Here is an 18338-nt window from a genome sequence, read left to right as displayed (position 1 = left end):
TTTTAATTGGTTTTGTAAAAATCGACAATTTTTTTGGCTTTAGAAACACCTACAACTGCTGAAATTTCTTTTTCTGTGGCTAGTTTTAATCTTTTAACACTTTTGAAATGTTGTATTAATGCAAGCATTGTTTTTTCTCCAATTCCCGGAATGCTTTCTACCGAAGAATTAAGTGCAGACTTGCTTCGTTTGTCTCTATGAAAAGTGATTCCAAATCGGTGCGCTTCATTTCTTAAATGCTGAATGACTTTTAAGGTCTCTGATTTTTTATCCAAATACAAGGGAATTGAATCTCCAGGATAAAAAAGTTCTTCAAGACGTTTTGCGATTCCAATGATGGCAACTTTTCCTCTTAATCCTAAATCATCGATACTTTTTAGTGCTGCCGAAAGCTGTCCTTTTCCGCCGTCAATAATTATTAATTGCGGAAGAGGTTCGTTTTCGTCCAACAATCTTTTGTAGCGGCGATACACAATTTCAGTCATCGAAGCAAAATCATTCGGGCCTTCAACAGTTTTGACATTAAAATGGCGGTACTCTTTTTTGCTTGGTTTTCCGTCTTTAAAAACTACGCAAGCTGCAACAGGATTTGTTCCTTGAATATTCGAGTTGTCAAAACATTCAATGTGTCGAGGCTCATAAGGAAGACGCAGATCTTTCTGCATCTGAGCCATAATTCTCTTCACATGACGATCAGGATCTACAATTTGCAACTGTTTCAATTGTTCAATTCTGTAAAATTTGGCGTTTCGAATCGATAAATCTAAAATCTGCTTTTTGTCTCCAAGCTGCGGAACCGTTACTTTTATTTTTTCGCCTAAATCCAATTCAAAAGGAACAATAATTTCTTTGGATAGTAATTGAAAACGTTCACGCAATTCTACAATGGCCAATTCTAGTAACTCTTCGTCAGATTCATCTAGTTTTTTCTTAATGTCTAAAGTATGCGAACGAATAATCGAACCGTGTGAAATTTGTAGAAAATTTACATAAGCCGCGCTTTCGTCAGAAACGATCGAGAAAACGTCAATATTGGTAATCTTCGGATTGATAATAGTAGATCGAGACTGATAATTCTCTAGAACTTCAATTTTTTCTTTTATTTTCTGCGCTTCCTCAAATTGTAAATTCTGCGCGTACGTGTTCATCAATTTCTTGAAATCCTTTAAACTCTCTTTGAAGTTTCCTTTCAGGATTTCACGAATCGCATTGACTTGCTTTTGGTATTCCTCCAAAGGTTCTAAGCCTTCACAAGGGCCTTTACAATTGCCAATATGATATTCTAGGCAAACTTTAAATTTTCCTGAGTTAATATTCGATTCGCTCAAATCGTAAGTACAAGTTCTAAGCGGATATAATTCTTTAATTAAATCCAAAATAGTGTACACCATTTTGAAATTAGTGTACGGGCCAAAATATTCTGAACCATCTTTGACCATTCTTCTAGTTAAAAATATTCTAGAGAAAGGTTCTTTTTTAATGCAAATCCACGGATAGGTTTTGTCATCGCGCAATAAAACATTGTATCGCGGCTGAAGTGTTTTAATTAAATTATTTTCTAATAAAAGCGCATCGGTTTCGGTTGGAACTACGATGTGTTTTATCGTCACTATTTTTTTTACCAGAACATTCGTTTTGGCCGTATCGTGAATTTTATTGAAATAAGATGAAACCCTTTTTTTTAAATTTTTAGCTTTGCCGACATACAAGATTTTCCCATCTTTATCATAATATTGATACACGCCAGGATTATCAGGCAAAGTTAAAATTTGAAGATCTAAGGCTGGTTTTTGCATTCTATTGTATTTCTGAAGATGTTCGAGAAGCTTTTCAAAAACCATTCCGATTTCTGAAAGAAGCTTAACATTGAATTAGTTTCAAATTTACAAAATCAAAAGAATAATTTCTATATTTAGATTTTATAATTCCACATGAAAAATAGTACTCCATTGGTTATTTTTGGCGAATCGATTTTGCCGGGAGAACACAGAACCATAAACGTCGAAATTGCTCGTCTGCATACTACAACCAAGTTGAATATTCCTGTTATCGTGCGCCGTTCCAAGCATGAAGGTCCAACCATTTTATTTTCAGCTGGAATTCATGGCGACGAAATTAATGGAGTTGAAATTGTTCGTCAGATTATCAGTAAAAAAATAAACAGACCTGCTCGTGGCACGATAATTTGCATTCCCGTGATCAATATGTATGGTTTTGTAAATAAATCTCGAGAATTTCCAGACGGACGTGATTTAAATCGTGTTTTTCCAGGTAGTAAAAAAGGTTCTTTGGCAAGTAGATTTGCTTTTCATATCGTCGAAGAAATTCTACCGATTTTGGATTATGCAGTCGATTTTCACGCAGGAGGAGCAAGCCGTTTCAATGCCCCACAAATTAGAATTACCGAAAATAATCCTGAACTAAAAGTTTTGGCCGATGTTTTTAATGCACCTTTTACCCTTTATTCTAAAAATATAAACGGTTCTTTTAGAAAAACGTCTGAAAGCGCTAATGTAAAAATGTTGCTTTTTGAAGGAGGAAAATCTTTAGATATTAATAATGAAATTGCCAATCAAGGTGTTTTAGGAACCAAACGTTTGCTTCATTATTTGGGAATGTTAGATTCTAAACAAATTATGGAGCCTGCATTAACGCCTTCAATTTACATTAAACAATCGGTTTGGCTTCGAGCAAAATGTTCGGGTTTATTACATGATTTTAATCTGGTTGGGAAATTTGTAACCAAAGGCACTATCTTAGCGATTATTACGGATCCATTTGGGAAGTTTGAACAAAAAGTTAAAGCGCCACATGATGGTTATGTAATTAATGCCAATCATTCGCCAATTGTTTATGAAGGCGATGCTATTTATCATTTATCTAAAATACCAGACAATGCCGACGAGTAAAAAAGAACTTCGAATAGAATATAAAAATTTCAGAAAAGTACTTTCTTTTGATGAAGTAGAGGAGAAAAGTCTGGGAATTGTAAACCAATTAATCCAGATGCCAATTTGGGATAAAACCTATTTTCATGTTTTTCTTCCCATTGAAGAACAAAAAGAAGTTAATACTGAATATATTCTGCATTTGCTTTCTGGAAAAGACAAGGAAATCTTGGTTTCTAAAAGTGACTTCGAAACGAGAAAGATGACGCATTTTCTTTTGACGGATAATACTAAAATTAGAAAGAACGAATATAATATTCCCGAACCAGTTGACGGAATCGAAGTGCCTTCGTCTAAAATTGAAGTGGTTTTTGTACCGCTTTTGGCTTTTGATGTTTTTGGAAACCGAATTGGTTATGGAAAAGGCTTTTATGATAAATTCCTAGCCGAATGCAAACCCGAAACCATCAAGATCGGACTTTCTTTCTTTGAATCTGTACCTCAGATTGATGATGTTTTTGAATCGGATGTCAAATTGGATTATTGCGTAACGCCTGAGAAAATCTATCAGTTTTTTTAAAATCCACAATATTTTCCATACAATTCTGTGCGATTAAATAATGCCACAGATTAAAGGATTTAAAATGATTAATCTTTCTAATTTTTTAATCTGTGGCAAAAAAATCTGTGCGGTTAACACAATCTTTGTTGATATGCTGGGCGTAGACGCACTGTACTGTGTCTCTACGATTCTGTATAGACAAAATACAGAATTACATTTTACTTCTCACTTTTCCCATTTTACAAAAATTAAAAAAAATATTTCTACGTTGAATGCCTTATAAAACAAGGAATTTTTATTTTATTTTCTCGTAAGAAAAAGATTTTTAATTTTTTTGGCACGATTTTGCTTACTCGAAAAATTGCAAATAATCGTCTCTAGTACATCCGGAATGCTAGTCCTTATTTGAAGCCAATAACCTATTTATTAATTTTTAAAAATTTACTTTATGAGAAATCTTAATTTCTTTATGATGGCATTCCTTGTACTTACTATTTTCAGCTGTAAGAAAGCTGATTACGCTACAGCAGAGTATGCAGATTCTACCGCAGTTGCGGTAACAGCGACCGATTTAGAGGAAAATTATATTCCTGACGCTAATACAGAGAGTTATGCAGAATTAGAAGAGAATCCGTTTGAATCTCCGCTAAAAGAACCTCTTTCTACTTTTTCTATAGATGTTGATAATGCATCGTACACCAATATTCGCAGATTTATAAATGAAGGACAAAAAGTTCCAAAAGACGCAGTTCGTGTGGAGGAAATGGTCAACTTCTTTAAATACAAATATCCACAGCCAGAAGGCCAGCATCCGTTTTCTATAAATACAGAATACAGCGATTGTCCTTGGAACAAAAACAGCCGATTGCTCAAAATTGGTTTGCAGGGAAAAGACGTTCCAATGGCAAATTTGCCAGCTTCTAATCTCGTTTTTTTAGTGGACGTTTCCGGTTCGATGGACGAGCAGAATAAACTGCCATTACTGAAAGAATCGATGAAAGTTTTAGTAAAAGAACTTAGAAGCATTGACAAAGTTTCGATTGTGGTTTATGCAGGATCTGCGGGAGTAGTTTTGGAGTCAACTTCGGGCGATAATAAAGATGAAATTATAGATGCTTTTGACGATTTGCATGCAGGCGGAAGCACAGCGGGTGGTGAAGGAATCGAATTAGCATATAAACTAGCGCAACAGAATTTTATCAAAGAAGGAAACAATAGAGTAGTGATAGCTACTGATGGTGATTTTAATGTTGGCGCTTCTTCTGATGATGATATGCTGAAATTGATTGAGCAAAAAAGAGAGTCTGGTGTTTTCTTAACTGTTCTCGGATTTGGAATGGGGAATTATAAAGACAGCAAAATGGAAATCTTAGCTGATAAAGGAAACGGAAATTATGCTTATATCGATAATATTCAAGAAGCAAATCGTTTTCTTGGAAAAGAATTTAAAGGTTCTATGTTTGCTATCGCGAAAGATGTAAAAATCCAAATTGAATTTAATCCAAATCATGTTCAAGCATATCGATTGATTGGTTATGAAAATCGAAAACTGAATGCTGAAGATTTTAAAAATGACAAAATTGATGCTGGCGAATTAGGCAGCGGACATTCGGTTACGGCTCTTTATGAGATTGTTCCAACTGGAGTAGAAAGCGATTATGTTCCTTCAGATTTAAAATATACTAAAACGCAGAAAACTCCCGAGAATCATAGTGATGAGTTGGCGACAGTGAAATTTAGATATAAAAAACCTGATGGCAATAAAAGCATTGAGATTGTAAATGTTATTGCAGATAAGAAAACAGACTTAGAAAACAGTTCTCAAGATTTCAAATTTACAACAGCAGTTTCTTGGTTCGGACTAAAATTGCGTGACTCAAAATACATTGCCAACAGCTCAAGTTCAGAAATCAAAAGATTGGCAAAATCAGGCTTATCAAATGATGAAGATGGTTATAGATCTGAGTTTGTACGATTGGTTGATGCAGTAAACTAATTCAAATTCTAAAAAATGAAAAATCCCAAATTCCAAAACGAGATTGGAATTTGGGATTTCTATATTTAAATATTTTAAAACTTTATTTTACTTCTTTTATGGTTGAAGAATCGATCCAACCTTGAGTTCCATCTGTCAATTCTATTTTTTTCCAGCCGGCAATGCTTTCCAATACATAAACTTTTGCTCCTTCGTGCAATAAAATAATGCCATTTGAAGATTTTTTAGGTTCATGTCTCACTTGACTTAATTCAGAAAAAACTATGCCAAAACGATCGTTCTCAAAATGGCTTTTTTCAGACATTCCAGCTGAAATGCTTAAAGCAAAAGCAACCAAGATAATGAACATTCCAACAAAATAAATTCTTTTTGCCAATGTAGCATTTGAGAAATAATAACCAATAAAACTCAATAAGAATACAAATCCAAGTGTAACAGAAATTTTAGCCCAAGTATTGTAATCAAAAATAGAAGTAAAGTTCTGAATCAGTTTGGCAAAACCCACTTTCGGAACTTCTTTGATTTCGTCAATGGTTAGTTTTTTGGCGAATTTTAAGTTGTTTAAAGTTTCTGGATCGTTTGGTTTTAAGACCAGAGCTTTTTCATAATTGTAAATCGAAGGCGCAACCTGATTTAGTTTGTAATAACAATTTCCTAAATTAAAATACAACTCGGCAGAATGCACTTTATCTTCCGATATGATGTTTTCATAAACCTGCGCCGCTTCTTTATATTGCCCCTTTTGGTACAATGCATTGGCCGATTCAAAGCGCCCTTGCGCAAAGAAAACCTGCGAGATTAATAAAAATAGATATAGTATGTTTTTCATTTTATTTTATAATAAGATTTTCAACTTTGCGAACTTGACTTCGACTCAATCTAAATCAATTTTCTATTGCTCCCGATAGCTATCGGGATTGCGGTAAAAAAATTAAACAATCTGTTTTTCCAATTCAGAAATAATCATGACAGCTTTATCATAATCCTGCTGAATCGAAGCGCTTGATGCTGGTGCATAACGTGCAAATTCGCAGTTTTCAGTAAGAGCAATAAAATTCTGAACCGTTTCTGGATTTGCATTTCTAGACAATAGCAATTCTCTAATATTGTCTTTACTCATTTCTGAAGTCTCAATATGCAGTTTTGCTTTCAAGAAATTGTGCATTGCTTTTTCAAGTGCGATATAAAAAGGCTCTTTGTTATTAAGATGTTTTTTAGCTTGCGATAAATACTTTTTCGCCAGCTTATTATTCATTCTAATTCTATTTCCGGTAACATCACTATCCATAGCTTCTTTTTTCTTTCTAGCCAAGATGATAATTGGAATAATGATAAACGGTGCGAACAACAATCCTAAATACAAACTAGAATCGTAGAAATCATTTTTAGCAATAGGAATTAATGCTGTTCTAGATTTAATGTTTTTGAATTGATCTGCTTTTACCACCGCATTTTTAGAAGCTGATGCTCCTGTATTGGCTTCCGCAGGTGTTGGTCCGTCCAGAACATCAATCATAATTTCTTTTGAAGTAATGGTTTTATACGTGCCAGTACTCAAATCGAAATACGAAAACTGCATTGGTTTTATCGCATATTTTCCACGGTATTGGGGTACAATAGTATATTTGTCTGTGATTCTTCCAGACATACCGCTTAGCGAAGTCGTTACTTGCTCATCGTGAACAGGATCGTACATTTCTAATGCGTTTGGAACAACTGGTTTTGGAAGCGTAAATAACTTCATGTTTCCTGTTCCTTGTGCGCTTACGATCAAGTCAAGACCTTCACCATTTTTAAGTGTTGTTTTTGACGGAGTAACAGTAAAATTCAGTCTTCCAACAGCGCCAGTAAATCCTTCTGGTTTTGTACTTTCGGGAAGTGGTCTTACATTGATTGTTTTTGCTCCAGCAGAAACCACTTTATTGTCTTCTGTAATAATCATTTGACCAAACATATCACGACGATTGGTTGGTAATTGTACGCCAATATCTAGTGAAAGTGGTTCAATTGTAAGTTTTCCTGATTTTTGAGGATATAAAATGGTTTTTTTCAGAATAACATAATAACATTTTTGGCCTTGGAAATTTCCTTCTTCAATTGCCAATTGTTTGATGTCAATATTCTGATTCCAGAAATCATTGTATTTGGGTTTTGCCAATTCTTTAAAGCCTGTAACTCCAATATTATTGAAATACAATTTATAAACAGCTGTAATTGGCTCATTTAAATACGGATTTGTTTTTGAAATTTCGGCAACAAGAGTCAATAATTCATTTCCAGATCCCGGAGGTCTGTCGCTTGGATCTCTTTCTTGAGCAACAGCATTAGTTACTGTAACTTTTATCGGATTTGTTTTGTAAATCTGACCATTAAATTCGATTGCCGCCTGTTTAATTGTGATAGCCCCTTTTCTCTCAGGCTGTAAGATATACGAATATATTTTTTGAAAAGAACTTCGTCCATTAATCCAAGATTGGCTAATCTGTTGGCTTGGTCCAGCAACCATCCTAAATCCCTCAAAAGAAGGTTGTTCGAAATTATCTCCGTCTACATTCATGATGAAATCGACGCGAAGTCTTTCGTTTACTCCAAGTGTGTTTTTGCTGACTCTGGCTTCAAATTGTACTTGGGCCATTAGTCCTTGAAAAGTGAGTAGAAATAGAATTAAGTATCTTTTCATTACTTGTTGAATCGTTGTTTTTAATGTTTAATCGTTTAAACGTTATTTTGTTTAATCGTATTGTTTGGATCAAATAAACAAATTAACGGTTAAACGATTAACCAAATTTTACCAGTCTTTTTCTGTTTTCTTAGGATTAGTTTTTACTTTCTGAGCGTTTACTTTGTCTTGAATTTTCTTTTCTTCATTGTTTACTGCATCTAGCAAATTCTGGACACGCTCTTTTGATATTCCTCCAGGTTGTGGTTTTGGCTCTCCTTGGTTGTCAGATTTGTCATCTTTCTTAGGATCGTTTTTACCATCTTTTTTGTCTTTGTCCTGATCGCCTTTATCGTCTTTCTTATCCTTGTCTTTATCTTTATTGTTGTCTTTGTTTTTGTCTTTATTTTTATCCTTATCCTTGTCTTTGTCCTTGTTCTTATCTTTATTCTGATCGTTTTTAGGAGGATTTTCTTTTAGCTTTTGTTTTGCGTAAGCATAATTATAACGTGTTTCATCGTCGGTTGGATCGTTACGAAGCGCTTGCTTGTAAGCTTCAACAGCCTGCGTATAATCTTTCTCTTTCATGAAAACGTTACCAAGGTTATGATAGGCTTTGTGCTTTTCAGGTCTTGTTTTGGCGTTTTTTATCGCTTTCGCGTAAGCCAATTTAGCTTCTGAAACCTGGTTTTGTCTGTAAATAGTATTTCCTAAATTATAAGGCGCTGCTGAGCGTTTCGGAAATTTAGATTCCGAAATTCTATAGTTTGCCTCAGCATCAACAAATTTATTCTGTTTATATTCTTCATTACCAGCAGGCAATGTTTTGTCTTTCTCTTGCGCAGAAACTGCAAAAGAAATGGTTAGTAAAATATAAAGGAGTAAATTTTTCATTCTAATTTTGTTTTTTGTTCTGAATTTCACTCTGAACATTTATTTCTTTTCATTAAATAAATCCAATTCTTTAATCCAGCTTGTTTTTCTTTCCAATAAGAAAATGTCTAGGAAAAGCAGTAAAAATGCAAATCCGATAAACCATTGAAACTGCGATTGAAATTCGGCCATTTGTGTCGCTTCAAATTCTGTTTTCTGAATATTGTTTAAAGCATTTTTTACATATTCTAAAACTTCCTTTGTACTTCCGCCGTAAACATAACCACCTTTTGTTGCTTTTGCAATAGTTTTTAAACCTTCTTGATTTAATTTGGTAATTACAGTTTCTCCGTTTTGATCTTTCTGATATCCTCTAACTACACCATTTTCTTTTAACGGAATTGTTCCTCCTCTTTCTGTTCCAACACCAATTGTGATGATTTTCATTCCCAATTTGTTGGCTTCTTCTGCCGCTGCCGCCGCACCTTCAGAATGATCCTCACCATCAGAAATAAGAATTAATAATTTGCTCGTTTTGCTTTTTTCGTCAAAATAAGTCGAAGATAATTTAATCGCTTCATCCAAAGAAGTTCCTTGAGACGAAACCATTCCTGGACTCATGCTTTGCAAAAACATTTTAGCAACGCTGTAATCTGATGTTATAGGTAAAACCGGAAATGCACTTCCCGCATACGCTACGATTCCGATTCTATCGCTTCCTAATTGGTTGATGATTTGAGAAACCAACTGTTTACTTTTATCCAAACGACTAGGAACAACGTCTTCTGCCAACATACTTTTAGAAACGTCGACAGCAAAAACAATATCAATACCTTCTCGTTTTACGGTTTCCATTTTAGTTCCAATCTTCGGATTTACCAAACCAATAATCAAACAAGTAAGCGCCAAAAGAATCACAGCGATTTTTAAAACAGGTTTAAAAACCGATTTCTCAGGGCTCAATCTTTTTACCATTTCTAGATCACCAAATTCGCGCTGTGTTCTTCTTTTCCAATACATATTGAAAAGAAAAATACAAACTACAATCGGGATAAGTAATAAGAGATATAAATATTTTTTTTCGTCTAATTCCATAAATGTTTTAAAATTCCAATCCCATCTTTGTAGGGATAAATTCCAAATTCCAAATCTGCTTTATTTAATTTTAAATTCCAATTTTTAAATTCCAAATTCCAATTTGATGTTTGTTATTTGGAATTTAAAATTTGGATTTTTTGATTTTGAAAAAAATCAAATAAAGCTTCTATAAACTGTATTTCTTAATCCAACTTCAAGCAATAACATCAAACCTGCAAATAAGACAAAAAATCTGTATTTTTCGTCGTAATCGTAGAATTTCAATTCTTGAATTTCTGTTGTTTCAAGCTTATTGATTGAGTTATATATTTCTGCTAATTTATCGTTGCTTGTTGCTCTAAAATAAGTTCCATCGGTTTTTTTAGCAATGTTTCTCATTAGCTTTTCATCGATTTCTACTTTCTGCATTTTGAATAAGAAACCTCCATTTGGAGCGTATGCGTATGGAGATTCTGCCATTCCGTTGGTTCCAAGGCCAATAGTATAAACTTTAATTCCGTATTGTTTTGCAATATCAGAAGCTGTTTCAGGTTCAATAAAACCTGCATTGTTAACACCGTCGGTAAGCAAAATGATAACGCGGCTTTTTGCTTTACTGTCTTTTAAACGATTTACAGCAGTTGCCAATCCCATTCCAATTCCAGTTCCGTCTTGTAAAACTTGATCGTATTTGATTCCTTTAATAGCTTCAAGAATAATGGCTTTATCGCTTGTAACAGGTGTTTTGGTGTAAGCTTCAGAAGCATATAAAACCAATCCGATTCGGTCGTTTGGTCTTTCTTCAACGAAATCCGCTGCTACTCGTTTTAAAGCTTCCATACGGTTTGGCTTTAGATCTTTTGCCAGCATAGATCCAGAAACGTCAATTGCCATTACAATATCAATTCCTTTTGTTGTTTTAGTCTGATTGCTGATGTCTACTGTTCGTGGTCTTGCCAAAGCTATGATTAATGCGCTTAATGCTAAGATTCTAAAAACATACAGACAAGGTTTTAGTTTTATAAGTAACGATTCGCTGTTTTGGAATCCTGCTGTCGAACTTATTTTTAAGGTAGCCGACTGCTGGTTGCGTTTCCAGAAAAACCAAATTATTGCAATCGGAATTAATAGAAACAACCAAAGAAATTCTGGATTTAAAAAAGTGATCTTGCTCATTAGTTGCCTGCTCTTTGAAGTTCAACAGAATTTAATATTCGGGTTGTGATTTCATTAGCATATGTATCACCCTCTTCATGTAAAATCATAATTTGCTGTAAACCTTGATCTTGTTTGAAAAGCAATAATTCATAATATGCTTTTGTACTCGTTTTAGTTGCAGGATTGAGAACAGTCATTGTTCCGTAGCCTTTTACTCCCTGAATACCTTCGTTAGTTTGAAAATCTTCTTGTTTTAAAATAATATTTTGTCCTCCTTGAGCCTCAATAATTTTTATTGTGCCTTCAAGGGTTTTATTTAAGTCAACATCGGTTGGCTGTTTAAATTTAGAGGTAGAAACGGTTACATAAAAATTGTCAATCATGCTTCCGTATGCAAAAAGCTGCATTTCTTTAATAAGTGCCATTGCTTCTTTTGGAAGTGTTTTTTGCGCATCCATTCTTTTTAAAACCTTTGGTGTTTCAATGATAACCGCAGGACTTCCGTAAGCGCTTTTTACCCATTCACCTTCTAATAATTCTTTGGAAGGATGGCCAATTATATTATCTTTTACATAATTGAATCCTTTGGTTACAACAAAGAAAGTCGTTGTAGCAAACAATAAAAGTATGGTAGCTGCGACTGCGTAACCAATTCTGGCATTACGTTTTTTGCGAAGTTGCGCTGCAATTTGTTTTTGTCTTTGCGCTTCATTCAATAATTGATCTTCAATGTCTTCTGCAACTTCAGTTGGAATTGCATTATCAAGGGTTAAGATTACTTTCTGAATTTTATTTCTATCATCCGTAATTTCAAAATCAAGCGGTTTAGATTTCGCAAATTTTACCAAATCGGCCTGGCGTAAAACGCGTTCTAAATTCTCAACCGTTTCTGGCGTAAGCGTCATTTTCTTTTTGGTAGAAGCTTCTCTAATTGCTGTAATTAACTCAGAAGTGGTACTTTCCATTGCTGGAATATGAATGGCTTCTTCAATATAATTTCGAGCAATATCAGTAAGTTCGCTATAGTATTCTTTAATTTCTCCTTTTTGAACAAGTTCTTTTGACTCCAGATTGTTCAGTAAACTTGTAGCCTTTTCGATTGGAGTTTTATAAACTTCTTCTTCGATTTTTTTCAGCTGACGTTTTTTAACATACCAGTAAACAAAAGCGCCAATCCCTAAAATTGCTAGAGCTACTAAAGCGTAAATCCACCAATTTCCCATTCCTTCATCAACAGCAGAAATGTCTTTGATGTCATACATTTTTTGCTGTAAAGTATCCACTTTTAGATTAGCAACTTCAACTTTAAGAGAATCAGAATAGAAAGCCTTTTTATCGATTAAAATTTTAATGCTCGGAATTGTATAACGACCAGAATCAAATTGTGTTAAACCATATTTTTTGATAAGTTCGTAATTAGTGGCATCTTTCTTAACCGTATCGATTGGATAAGATTGAATTACTTCTAGCGGACCAATATTTTTAAGTTTTGGAAATTCAACTTTCGCTGTTGAAGATACAACTGTTTTAAGCGTTAGTTTGAACTCAGCACCAATTTTGTTTTTGGTGGTATCAATACTTGTTTCTACTTGTTTCTGCTGCGCAAAAATCATAGTAGAAAAAAGCAATAAAAATATATAAAGTTTAAATTTCATTTGATTTGGATTTCAGATTTTAGTCTAAAATGATTGCTAATGGCATTAATTTATCAGAATTTAAATTCTCAATTTTTAAAAATCTAAAATCTAAAATCTGCAATCTAAAATTATATTTATCGTGATTTGAAATAGCCTAATAGTTTAGTAACGTAATTTTCGTCAACTCTGGTATTTACAATTCCTGCTCCAGATTTACGGAAAGTATCTTTAAAATAATTTAATTTTTCTTGATAGTGCTTCTCGTAATTCATTCGAACGGTTTTTGAACCAGTATCAACGATTTGAATTTTTCCGGTTTCGGCATCTAGCATGGGTACCATTCCTAAATTTGGAATTTTTTCTTCACGAATGTCGTACACGCGAACGCCTGTAATGTCATGTTTTTTAGAAGCAATTTTTAATGTATGCTCATAAGAATCAGACATAAAATCGGAAATCATGAAAATAATGGCTTTCTTTTTCTGGGTTCCAGATAAAAACTTCAAAGCTTGCGCAATGTCTGTTTTCTGGCTTTTTGGTTCAAATTCGATCAATTCACGAATGATGCGAAGTACGTGCGAACGTCCTTTTTTTGGTGGAATATATAATTCTACTGTATCAGAAAATAATATCAAACCAATTTTGTCATTATTCTGCGTAGCCGAAAAAGCCATCGTTGCCGCAATTTCGGTTACGATGTCTTTTTTGAATTGATTTTTAGAACCAAAAGATTCCGAACCCGAAATATCGACCATTAAAACCATGGTTAATTCGCGTTCTTCTTCAAATACTTTAACGTGAGCTTCGTTGTAGCGTGCGGTTACATTCCAATCGATGTTACGAATATCATCTCCGTATTGGTATTGACGCACCTCGCTAAACGTCATTCCTCGTCCTTTAAATGAAGAGTGGTATTCTCCCGAAAAGATGTGATTGCTCAGTCTTTTCGTCTTGATTTCTATTTTCCGTACTTTTTTTAAAAGCTCTTTTGTATCCATTCTATTTGTTTAAAGTTTAAAGTTTAAAAGTTTCAAGTTCGTTTTGCAACAACTTGAAACTTGAAACTTGAAACAAATTTTTAAGGTACTTCAATCTCGTTAACGATTTTGTTGATAATGTCTACAGAAGTGATGTTTTCTGCTTCTGCTTCGTAAGTGATTCCAACTCTATGGCGCAGCACATCGTGAACAACTGCACGAACGTCTTCTGGAATTACATAACCACGGCGTTTGATGAAAGCATAACATTTAGCAGCATTAGCCAAATTGATACTTCCACGAGGAGAAGCTCCAAAACTGATAAGCGGTTTTAAATCGGCTAATTTGTATTTTTCTGGGTAACGTGTAGCGAAAATAATATCAAGAATATATTTCTCGATTTTTTCGTCCATATAAACTTCACGAACAGCTTCTTGAGCACGTAAAATCTGATCTACAGAAACAACAGGGTTTACTTTTTCGTAAGTTCCTTTTAAGTTTTGGCGAATTACAAAACGCTCTTCGTCAATTTTTGGATAATCAATAACAGTTTTCAACATAAAACGGTCAACTTGTGCTTCAGGAAGCGCATATGTTCCTTCTTGCTCAACAGGGTTTTGTGTTGCTAATACTAAAAACGGACGGTCTAATTTGAAAGTAGAATCACCAATTGTAACTTGTTTCTCCTGCATCGCCTCTAATAACGCTGACTGAACCTTTGCAGGCGCACGGTTGATCTCATCGGCAAGTACGAAATTGGCAAAAATTGGTCCTTTTTTAATTGAGAATTCGTTTGCTTTAATATTGTAAATCATGGTTCCGATAACATCGGCAGGTAATAAATCTGGCGTAAACTGGATACGGCTGAAAGACCCTTGAACCGCTTGAGAAAGCGTGTTGATGGCTAAAGTTTTTGCCAAACCAGGAACTCCTTCCAATAAAATATGTCCTTGTCCAAGTAATCCGATCAATAGACGCTCGACCATATGTTTCTGACCCACAATAACTTTGTTCATTTCCATCGTAAGAAGGTCTATAAAAGCACTTTCTCGCTCAATTTTTTCATTTATCGCTCTAATGTCTAAAGTCGTTGTATTTTCTTCCATATAAATATTTTTAAAACCTTGATTTTTACGCCTAATTTTTGAGAGTGCAAATTGAATATTTTTTGAGAAGTAAGATGTTAAAGAATGGTTAAAACTTCGACCAAAGACCTAATTTTAAGGACTAATTGTGAATCTATTTTTATATTTTTAAGAACTTTGATGATTATGTTTTATTAAAGCATAATTATTACCAAAAATAACGCATAATTATTATGAGCAAAACAGTCTTATCGCCTATAATTTCGGGCACTATGAATTGGGGAGTTTGGGATAAAAACCTTACAACTAACGAAATGGAAAACATGATACAGGTAAGTATCGAAAACAAAATTACGACTTTTGATCACGCGGATATTTACGGTTCGTATACGACCGAAGCCGATTTTGGAAAAGCCTTTCACGCAAGTAAAATTGATCGTGAAAAATTACAGTTAATTACTAAGTGCGGCATTCAGATGATTGCTGATAAACGCCCCGAAAACAAAATCAAACATTATGATTATTCTAAAGACTATATTATTAAGTCTGTAGAAAAATCTTTGAAGAATTTAAAGACAGAGTACGTCGACGTTTTTTTACTTCATAGACCAAGTCCGTTAATGCAGGCTGACGAAATTGCTGAAGCTGTTGAGAAATTGAAAGGAGAAGGGAAAATTATAGATTTTGGACTTTCTAATTTTACAAGTTCTCAAACAGAATTAATTAGACAAAAAACAGAAGTAAGTTATAATCAGGTGCAATTTTCGGCAACGCATTATGAACCAATGTTAGATGGAAGTTTAGATTATATGCAAACAAACGGAATTCGTCCGTTATCATGGAATCCGCTTGGAACTGTTTTTAGAGAAGACACCAAACAGACGCGCCGCCTGAAAAAGCTGTTTTCTACTTTATTAGAAAAATATCATTTAGGTGCAGATACACTTTTATTAGCATGGATTTTAAAACATCCGGCAAAAGTAATTCCGATTGCGGGAACAGTTAACATTGCTAGAATTCAGTCTTTATCAAAAGCAATTGAATTGGAAATGGACAAAGAAGACTGGTTTGCAATCTGGACAGAAAGTATGGGCGACGATGTGCCTTAATTTTTAAGTGTTCAGTCGCAGTTTTGAGTATTCAGTGAAAACGCAGAAATAGAACTCTGATGATACGGATTTACTTCGTAAAGACGCTGATTAACGCAGATTTTATATGTTTTTTTTAAGAAAATCCATTTTTTTCCGCGTCTTTACGAAGTAAATCTGTGTCATCTGCGTCCAAAACAAAATCTAAAATGAAAAAAACAGTTTTAATTACTGGTGCTACGAGCGGAATTGGAAAAGCAACCGCTCAGATTTTAGCAAAAAACAATTATAAAGTGGTGCTTTGCGGAAGACGTTCAGACCGTTTAGAAGAACTTCAAAAAGAACTTTCTGCTTTTACAGAAGTGCATTCTTTAGCATTTGATGTTCGTGATAAAGAAGATGTGCTGCAAAAAATGGGTTCTTTACCCAATGATTTTGCCACAATTGACGTTTTAATTAATAATGCAGGAAACGCTCATGGTTTGGATCCGATTCAAAATGGTGATTTAGACGATTGGGATGCGATGATTGATATCAATGTGAAAGGACTTTTGTACGTTTCAAAAGCGATAATTCCACAAATGGTTGAAAGACAATCGGGACATATTATTAATATTGGATCAACTGCTGCAAAAGAGGTTTATCCGAACGGAAATGTATATTGCGGTTCTAAACACGCAGTTGATGCAATTACTGCAGGAATGCGAATTGACTTGAATCCGTTTGGAATTAGAGTTGGCGGAATTCACCCAGGAATGGTGGCAACAGAATTTAGCGAAGTTCGTTTTAAAGGAGATGTTGAAAGAGCGGCAAATGTGTATAAAGGATTTGATCCGTTACAAGCTGAAGACATTGCCGATATTATTCACTTTGTGGTTTCAAGACCTTATCATGTAAATATTGCCGATTTGGTTGTGATGAGTACGGCACAAGCGTCTTCGACGATTGTGAAAAAAAATATTTAAAAATTAGAGCATTAGACTTCTTAGAAGTTCGATCTTTAGATTATCTTAGGAATCTGAAAATCACAAATCTAAGAAGTCTAAATTTCTAAGTAAGTACTAAAGAAGATGATTAATAAACGCCTTTTAATTAAAAATCTCCTCGCTCATAATGACGAAAGTAGTTTCTATGATAAAAAAAGGCAATTGAATCTTCACTCGCGCGAAGGAAAAGGAAAGTTTCTGAAACACATTTGCGCACTATCCAATTCTAACCCAAATAACAATTCTTATATTGTGGTTGGAGTTGAAGATCAGGATAACGAAATTGTAGGCGATGATTTCTTTGATGATAGTAGAATTCAGAATTTAGTAAATGCCTTTTTAGAAAATCCTCCAAAAATTCAATACGAAAACGTCCCATTTCCTAATCTTCCCAAAGACAAAGTAATCGGTCTGGTTACCATAAAGCCTAAAAGTAAAATCTCTTACTTTAAAAAAGGAATTCATACGATTTTAGCCAACAGTATTTTTATCAGACGTGGCAGTAATTCGATTCCTCTAGAAGAACATGAGGAAATTGAAAAAAGCAATCAGAATACAGAAACGGTAATCGGAATTGAAAACAGTTCTCGAAACAGCATTCAGTATACTTTAGACGGTGTTATCGATTTTATGAATTTTAGGCACAAAGATATGTCGCCGAAATATCGTGTTTTCAAAGAATTATTTGTGATTTGTTGGGCGGGCGTTCCAAAAAAGCTTCGTGATAAAACCTATCTTTCAAGAGTTGATATCGAGTTGATCAACGAACAGATCAAACTTTTTTATTCGGCGCAAGATGTGGTTACAATCGAATATAACGATGATACTTTTACTATTACCGAATATGTTCCGTTGGGATTAAATGACAAAACGAGTTATTATCCGTTAGAAGAACAAACCATTCATTTCTTTGATAACGGTTATTATAAAATTGACCGTCAGATGCTTTTTCAGCCGCCAGAATTCAATAGAAAAATGCTTCATCATATTTATAATTCGAATATTGCATTGCTTAGAAAACTAGAAAAAGAGATTTCTTTATCTGAACGAGAAATGAAAGATCTGGAAAATCTCCCTTCTACATTTATGATTTGTTATTTGAATGGTTTTGAAGATGCCAGACAAAAACTAATCGATGCAAAAATGCTTTTGAAACCTTATAAAAATGTCTATTCTTCTTTTAAGGAAGCTTTGAGGATTTTACGAAAGATGAAATATGATGTTCAGTGAGAAAAAGAGGTTCTAAGGTACTGAGATGCTAAGGTTCTAAGTTTTTTATATGGCAGCAAAGATACAGAGTTACAAAGGGACAAAGATTTTCTAGGGTTCAATTCATTCCATTAGGAATGTCT

General features: G+C 34.2%; 15 protein-coding genes. 6 read left to right on the top strand and 9 right to left on the bottom strand.

The window, feature by feature from the left end:
• Nucleotides 1-2: 2 nt before the first annotated feature.
• Nucleotides 3-1796 (bottom strand): excinuclease ABC subunit UvrC, encoded by a 1794-nt coding sequence (gene uvrC / locus ABTV69_RS03540; protein WP_433834304.1) that lies wholly within the window; start codon nucleotides 1794-1796, stop codon nucleotides 3-5.
• Between the two features lie 135 nt (nucleotides 1797-1931).
• Here uvrC and ABTV69_RS03535 point away from each other — a divergent pair, with 135 nt between their 5' ends.
• The 3 genes from ABTV69_RS03535 (at nucleotide 1932) to ABTV69_RS03525 (ending at nucleotide 5446) form a co-directional block, all read left to right on the top strand.
• Complete coding sequence (locus ABTV69_RS03535; RefSeq protein ID WP_433834303.1) at nucleotides 1932-2909, top strand: succinylglutamate desuccinylase/aspartoacylase family protein; 978 nt, start codon at nucleotides 1932-1934, stop codon at nucleotides 2907-2909.
• Nucleotides 2896-3468, top strand: coding sequence for a 5-formyltetrahydrofolate cyclo-ligase (locus tag ABTV69_RS03530; protein WP_433834302.1), 573 nt, complete (start codon nucleotides 2896-2898; stop codon nucleotides 3466-3468). Before ABTV69_RS03535 ends, ABTV69_RS03530 begins: the two co-directional genes overlap by 14 nt.
• A 430-nt stretch (nucleotides 3469-3898) precedes the next feature.
• Nucleotides 3899-5446 (top strand): vWA domain-containing protein, encoded by a 1548-nt coding sequence (locus tag ABTV69_RS03525; protein WP_433834301.1) that lies wholly within the window; start codon nucleotides 3899-3901, stop codon nucleotides 5444-5446.
• Nucleotides 5447-5528: 82 nt separating this feature from the next.
• On the opposite strand, the gene ABTV69_RS03520 is transcribed toward ABTV69_RS03525, so the two are convergent.
• The 8 genes from ABTV69_RS03520 to ABTV69_RS03485 all read right to left on the bottom strand — a co-directional run bounded on the left by ABTV69_RS03520 (nucleotide 5529) and on the right by ABTV69_RS03485 (nucleotide 14933).
• Complete coding sequence (locus ABTV69_RS03520) at nucleotides 5529-6275, bottom strand: tetratricopeptide repeat protein (protein WP_433834299.1); 747 nt, start codon at nucleotides 6273-6275, stop codon at nucleotides 5529-5531.
• Between the two features lie 102 nt (nucleotides 6276-6377).
• Nucleotides 6378-8126 carry a BatD family protein gene (locus tag ABTV69_RS03515; protein WP_433834297.1) on the bottom strand — a complete coding sequence of 583 codons (1749 nt, stop codon included), beginning with the start codon at nucleotides 8124-8126 and terminating at the stop codon, nucleotides 6378-6380.
• 108 nt (nucleotides 8127-8234) lie between these two features.
• A complete protein-coding gene (locus tag ABTV69_RS03510; RefSeq protein ID WP_433834295.1) occupies nucleotides 8235-8999 on the bottom strand; it encodes a tetratricopeptide repeat protein in 765 nt (254 codons plus the stop codon).
• Between the two features lie 39 nt (nucleotides 9000-9038).
• Nucleotides 9039-10073 carry a vWA domain-containing protein gene (locus ABTV69_RS03505; RefSeq protein ID WP_433834293.1) on the bottom strand — a complete coding sequence of 345 codons (1035 nt, stop codon included), beginning with the start codon at nucleotides 10071-10073 and terminating at the stop codon, nucleotides 9039-9041.
• Nucleotides 10074-10229: 156 nt separating this feature from the next.
• Complete coding sequence (locus tag ABTV69_RS03500) at nucleotides 10230-11231, bottom strand: vWA domain-containing protein (RefSeq protein ID WP_433834291.1); 1002 nt, start codon at nucleotides 11229-11231, stop codon at nucleotides 10230-10232.
• The gene (locus tag ABTV69_RS03495; protein WP_433834289.1) at nucleotides 11231-12868 is read right to left on the bottom strand and encodes a hypothetical protein; all 1638 of its coding nucleotides are present in this window, start codon (nucleotides 12866-12868) and stop codon (nucleotides 11231-11233) included. Before ABTV69_RS03495 ends, ABTV69_RS03500 begins: the two co-directional genes overlap by 1 nt.
• A gap of 116 nt (nucleotides 12869-12984) precedes the next feature.
• Nucleotides 12985-13848 (bottom strand): DUF58 domain-containing protein, encoded by an 864-nt coding sequence (locus ABTV69_RS03490; protein WP_433834287.1) that lies wholly within the window; start codon nucleotides 13846-13848, stop codon nucleotides 12985-12987.
• Between the two features lie 80 nt (nucleotides 13849-13928).
• The gene (locus ABTV69_RS03485) at nucleotides 13929-14933 is read right to left on the bottom strand and encodes an AAA family ATPase (protein WP_091494435.1); all 1005 of its coding nucleotides are present in this window, start codon (nucleotides 14931-14933) and stop codon (nucleotides 13929-13931) included.
• A 212-nt stretch (nucleotides 14934-15145) separates the two neighbouring features.
• On the opposite strand from ABTV69_RS03485, the gene ABTV69_RS03480 reads away from it, so the two are divergent.
• From ABTV69_RS03480 to ABTV69_RS03470, 3 genes are all read left to right on the top strand, one after another.
• Nucleotides 15146-16021 (top strand): aldo/keto reductase, encoded by an 876-nt coding sequence (locus ABTV69_RS03480; protein ID WP_433834285.1) that lies wholly within the window; start codon nucleotides 15146-15148, stop codon nucleotides 16019-16021.
• A 188-nt stretch (nucleotides 16022-16209) separates the two neighbouring features.
• Complete coding sequence (locus ABTV69_RS03475; protein ID WP_433834283.1) at nucleotides 16210-16965, top strand: SDR family NAD(P)-dependent oxidoreductase; 756 nt, start codon at nucleotides 16210-16212, stop codon at nucleotides 16963-16965.
• A 105-nt stretch (nucleotides 16966-17070) separates the two neighbouring features.
• Nucleotides 17071-18216, top strand: coding sequence for an ATP-binding protein (locus ABTV69_RS03470; protein WP_433834281.1), 1146 nt, complete (start codon nucleotides 17071-17073; stop codon nucleotides 18214-18216).
• Nucleotides 18217-18338: the final 122 nt, after the last annotated feature.

The organism is Flavobacterium anhuiense (assembly GCF_050990855.1).
In the GTDB taxonomy this organism is placed as follows: Bacteria; Bacteroidota; Bacteroidia; order Flavobacteriales; family Flavobacteriaceae; genus Flavobacterium; species Flavobacterium anhuiense_C.
This window is presented reverse-complemented; position numbering and strand designations above follow the sequence as displayed.